The sequence below is a fragment of the Fulvivirga lutimaris genome (assembly GCF_009711525.1).
Taxonomy (GTDB): Bacteria; Bacteroidota; Bacteroidia; order Cytophagales; family Cyclobacteriaceae; genus Fulvivirga; species Fulvivirga lutimaris.
The window spans coordinates 1-5176 of the sequence record NZ_SMLV01000300.1; the positions used below are offsets into that span (position 1 = coordinate 1).

General features: G+C 35.5%; 5 protein-coding genes. All 5 read left to right on the forward strand.

Features of this window, described 5'->3' with window-relative positions; genetic code table 11:
* Positions 1-524 (forward strand): amidohydrolase family protein (locus E1140_RS05460; protein WP_155179989.1); only part of this gene is annotated, 524 nt, incomplete at its 5' end.
* A gap of 98 nt (positions 525-622) precedes the next feature.
* The gene (locus tag E1140_RS05465; protein WP_155179992.1) at positions 623-1468 is read left to right on the forward strand and encodes a helix-turn-helix domain-containing protein; all 846 of its coding nucleotides are present in this window, start codon (positions 623-625) and stop codon (positions 1466-1468) included.
* A gap of 77 nt (positions 1469-1545) precedes the next feature.
* A complete protein-coding gene (locus E1140_RS05470; RefSeq protein WP_155179995.1) occupies positions 1546-1980 on the forward strand; it encodes a hypothetical protein in 435 nt (144 codons plus the stop codon).
* A 170-nt stretch (positions 1981-2150) separates the two neighbouring features.
* Entirely contained in the window at positions 2151-3389 is a 1239-nt protein-coding gene (locus E1140_RS05475) for an adenylate/guanylate cyclase domain-containing protein (RefSeq protein ID WP_246202715.1), read from the forward strand.
* Between the two features lie 118 nt (positions 3390-3507).
* Positions 3508-5176 (forward strand): hypothetical protein (locus E1140_RS21410; RefSeq protein ID WP_185153441.1); only part of this gene is annotated, 1669 nt, incomplete at its 3' end.

Consider the following 5176-nt stretch of genomic DNA (forward strand, 5'->3'; position numbering starts at 1 on the left):
ATTCTCTTATCAGAAAAACGGATAGTAAAAAACAGTTTGAACGTTGGTTTAATGCCAAGCAAGAAGACCCTAAGACAGTTGACCGAATAAAAAAACAACATGATTTTCACATCAACATAGTTAAAAAACTACATGAAGCAGGTGTCACTATAATATGTGGAACTGACGCAGGAATTGGTATTACAGCTCCGGGTTTTTCAATTCATAATGAACTGGCCTTTTACAAAGAGGCTGGCCTCTCCAATTATGAAGTTTTAAAAACAGCTACTGTAAATGCATCTAAGACACATTCAATTATGAACCAACTTGGTACAATTGAGAAAGGCAAGATTGCTAACTTGTTATTAGTAGATAAAAATCCGCTAATTGAGTTGTCCTCTCTTGAAAACCCTAACTATATTTTTATAAAGGGGATAAAATTGGACAGAGAGACCTTAAATTCATATAATGAAAATGCAAAGAATCGAAAGAATCTAATAGCTACAGCACTTAGGTATTTGGAAAACTTAATAATTGAAAAATAAACTACTGCTAACAATGTATATGAAATCATAGCTCCCATTCGGTCGCTACGCTTCATATACTAAGCGTTCAATACAATTAATATCCTACCTAAAAACTTATGATTCTGTCTAGGAAATCATTTTTGTATAAGGAGATTGTAGTAATTGAAAGAATTACAATCAAACTTCCCTTTAGGTATGAAGCCTCTTTTCAAAATGAAGGATGCTTCCTGTTTATGAAAGATGCCAACACTAAGATTACTTCGGTAGCAAGCTCAAGTACAATCAACCATAAGGAGGCTATACTCCTTAAATGCGGCACTTACATTGTTGATTGGGTAAACAACAACTCAAATGAACAGGTAGAAGTCATTGCTTTTCATTTGCCCTCTTCTATTCTAAAAGAATTTTATGCCAGTGAACTGCCCTTATCTTTTGTTTCAAAAAAAGAGAACAAGCACATCACCCCCATTGCTAAAGATGAAATCATCATCAAGTTTATAGAAAGTCTGGAGTTTTACTTTGACAATCCAGAACTTATCAATGACGATATTCTTGCATTAAAAATTAAAGAGCTTATTCTTTTACTATTACAGTCAAGCAAGTTCCATAATATTCAAGATTTACTCTCGAATATATATTCTCAAAATACATTTAATTTAAAGGAGGTAGTTCAGAGTCATTTGTTCTCAGACACTTCTATAAACGACCTGGCAAAACTCACAAATATGAGTTTATCATCCTTTAAGCGAGAGTTTCAAAAACAGTATGCAACATCTCCTGGCGATTACTTTTTGGCTCATAAAATAAAGAAAGCTAAAAGCTTACTGCAATCAACCTCATTAACTATTGCTGAAGTAGCTTATGAAGTAGGCCATAATGACCCCTCATACTTTACCAGAGTTTTCAAATTAAAAGCTGGCTGCACTCCTACCCAATTTCGCCAACTACAAATTGTGAACTAAAAGTCCTATTGATAGAACTTTTCATCCTCACTTAATAGTGCGTCCCACACCGACCTTTGCAGTAAATATTAAAGGTTATGAAAAAATCAGTTAAATCAATCAGTCTATTTTTAGGTATCTCCATGTTTGCTTTCGGGATGTTGAAATTTATAGATCCCTTTAAATCCTGGTATACGACACAGGTAGTTATGAGCGAACTGCCTTTCCAACAATTGAGCTACTGGTCGGGACAATTAGGGGAAATATTAAGCGGATTAATTTTTCTCCTGTTAGTATTGTATAGGCATAAGATCTCTCCCAAAAAACTTACGCTTAGCCTTATCATCAACAATGTAGCTATAGCGTTTATGATGCTGGTCGCATTTTATGTACACATTCACCCAAATGTGTTAAATGATGTACTTCCTCTTAAAATTAAACCACCATTTATTCCAGCATTCTTCTTTGCACTTGCCATTCTGAATATCTGGTTAGAAAAAAGGCAGTATACCACAAATGATAATAATGAATAGGGTTTTGCCGGACGCGAATCTTTAACTGCACTTAGGAAAGTCCTCCACAATTTTTAAATTTAAACCAAGGCGTGGCTATGTGCGAGACGAGAGGTTAATGCTATCTAATCCCCACTCATCATAGCTGGGCGTTACCTTCAATAAAAAAAGAAGTTAATAATCCATAGAGATTGAGAAGTGCTTTATCAACTTATGATCAAAACAAATCTAGATTCTTTCAAAGAATGGTTGACATTGGTGCTGATTATAACTCCTCAATCACTGAAATCAGATATTTACGGGTAACGAATATTGCATCCATTTTAGGAGTAATTTATAATACAATTTGGATGCTAATTGCATTTTTTCTTACAGACGCACTAGTGATTTACGGGAGCAATGCTTTGTTGGGATTGATGTTTCTAATGGTGTTAATATTCAACAGGAAAGGGTGGCGGGTCCTGGCATCCGTATGGCTTATTCTGGCATCTTATATGTCCGTTCTCTTGTTTCTTTATTTGTTGGGATATTCTTCAGGGGTTGCAGTTGTTTGTTTCCTAATTATTATCCTTCCATACATGACTTTCCCCCGAAAGGCAAGGTATATAGCCCATATCTTTAGTATTCTAGCTTGCCTGACATTGATTGTTACTGTAATGTTTCAATCAAACATAACTACTCATCTTGGCGGATTAGATCCTTACATATCACAAATAGTGAATATTAGCATTACTGGATTCATTTGCTTCATACTCATATCGAGTATGTCTGTTCTAATTGATAAATCAGAGGAATCTTTAATGGCTGAACAGAAAAAATCAGATGATCTTCTACATAATATTCTACCAGCAAATATTGTCAGGGACTTAAAAGAAAGAGGTACTACAATTCCCAAAAGGCATAAGAATGTCACTATTCTATTTACTGACTTTGAAGGCTTTACAGAGCTTGTAGAATCCATATCGGCAATCACTTTGGTTAATGAACTCAATGACATATTTGGTCGATTCGATCAAATAATGGAAGAAACCGAAGTTGAAAAGATTGAAACAATTGGCGATGCATATATGGCAGCATGTGGCCTTGAAAAGGGAATGACAAATCACGCTATAAACTGTATTAGAGCAGCACAAATGATGCTATCCTACCTTGAGGAGAGAAATAAAAGCCATGAAATAAAATGGAGAATGAGGGTTGGGATACATTCAGGACCAGCAGTAGCAGGTGTTGTAGGCAAAAAGAAGTTTGCATATGACCTTTTTGGAGATACTATAAATACTGCTAGCAGAATGGAATCTGCTGGTGAGGCCAGTAAAATCAATATATCTAAATCCACCTATAACCTCATTAAAAACGACTTTACATGTCTTTCTCGTGGAAAGATCTTTGCAAAGGGAAAAGGGGAATTGGAAATGTATTTTGTAAAATAGACTGTAGCTAACAAAAATCGTAATTTGAAGTATTCAATATCATTTCATAGAAGCTCTAATTAAGGTATAGTAGAAAATGAGCGACCATCTACCCATATCATCATCCAACAAATCCATTGTGGTTCTCCCTTTTGTTAATATGAGTGCCGACCCTGAGAATGAATATTTCAGCGATGGCATTACTGAAGAAATAATCAACGCTCTAACAACCGTGAAGGGTCTAAAAGTAATTGCCCGCACATCTTCTTTTGCATTTAAGAACAAAAATATAGACGTAAGAACCATTGGTAAGCAGTTAGGAGTAAGTACAGTTTTGGAGGGGAGCGTCCGGAAAGCCAAAAACATGGTTCGCATTACAGCGCAGTTAATCAGTACTAATGATGGCGCTCACTTCTGGTCAAAGAATTTCGATCGGGATTTAAAGGATATATTCGCAGTACAAGATGAAATAAGCTTACACATTGCTGACCAAATCCGTGAAAATTTTGGGCATATCGAAATCCCATCTTCTCTTAATACAAGTCAAACTCAAAACGTCAAGGCATATGATTTATGGTTAAAAGGGAGTTATCATTTAAAACGGAAAGACTTTGAAGACATTAAAAATGCAATGAAATTCTTCAAAGCTGCAATTAAAGTTGATCCGAACTATGCAGAAGCTTATGCATTTTTGGGAGAAACATATATTCACGCTGCGGCCCTCAATATAATGCCCAATGAAGAAGGGAATGACTTAGCAAGAAGTGCCGCCAACAAAGCCATTAAATTAGATATAGAAAATGCAAGAGCACATATGGTGCTTGCTTATATTGAACTGTTCTCGGCTTGGAATTGGGAGGCCGCCCTAATAGAATATGATAAGGCAATAAAATATGGTCAATCTGACCAAAATGAATTCATAACCTACTATTATATATTTATCAAGGAGGATTTTGAACGAGCAATTCAAGTGGCCAAAAAGGAGATTGAAACTGACCCTCTTCATGTTCATACACATTGGCAATTGGGCTTGACATATTATTTTGCTCGGCATTTCGAGAAGTCAATTGTTGCATTTAATAAAGCCTTGGAAATTGACTCTAATTATGCAGAGGCTCTTCGTTTTCGCGGATTGGTCCAGGCATATTTAGGAAAATATAAAGAGGCATTAATTGACATTAATAGAGCACTTGAACTTATAGGAGGTCTAGGACTTGCTAACTTAGATCTATTGGTGGTAAAAATACTAATGGGTAAGAAAGAAGAGGTTTTAGCTGTCCTCAAAAAAACAAAATACGTTGATTCTTCTGATCCGGCAGTTTTATACGCTCTTTTAAATATGCCCAATGAGGCCATTTACTGGTTAGACAAAGCGTACGAAGAACGCTCGACAATAATGGCAACCTTGAAGAATTTTTGGGTCTGGGATAACTTGCGGGATCATGCTCGGTTTAAAGAAATCTACGCCCAAATGAATTTTCCCCCTTCTATAAAAAACAAACATATTCTTGAACCCATTACCATAGCTGAAACCACTTTCAACAATCCCTCCTTATTAAGCAAAAGGGAAATAGAAAGCTATTTAGAACAATTAGATAAGCTAATGAAAAAAGATGCCATCTATTTAGACCCATCAATTTCATTAAGGCAATTAGCAGCGAAATTGGATCTGCAGCCTAATAAATTATCATGGTTACTCAATGAACAAATTGGTAAAAATTTTAATGAATATATTAATTCCTTCCGATTGATAACTTTTAAAGAAAAAGCACTAAACCCAAATAACAGTAACCTTACACTTTTAGGTT

What these genes read in the sequence shown, in the direction of transcription:
- E1140_RS05470 (WP_155179995.1), top strand. Translation starts at nt 1,546, where the DNA reads ATGAAAAAATCAGTTAAATCAATCAGTCTATTTTTAGGTATCTCCATG.
- E1140_RS05465 (WP_155179992.1), top strand. Translation starts at nt 623, where the DNA reads ATGATTCTGTCTAGGAAATCATTTTTGTATAAGGAGATTGTAGTAATT.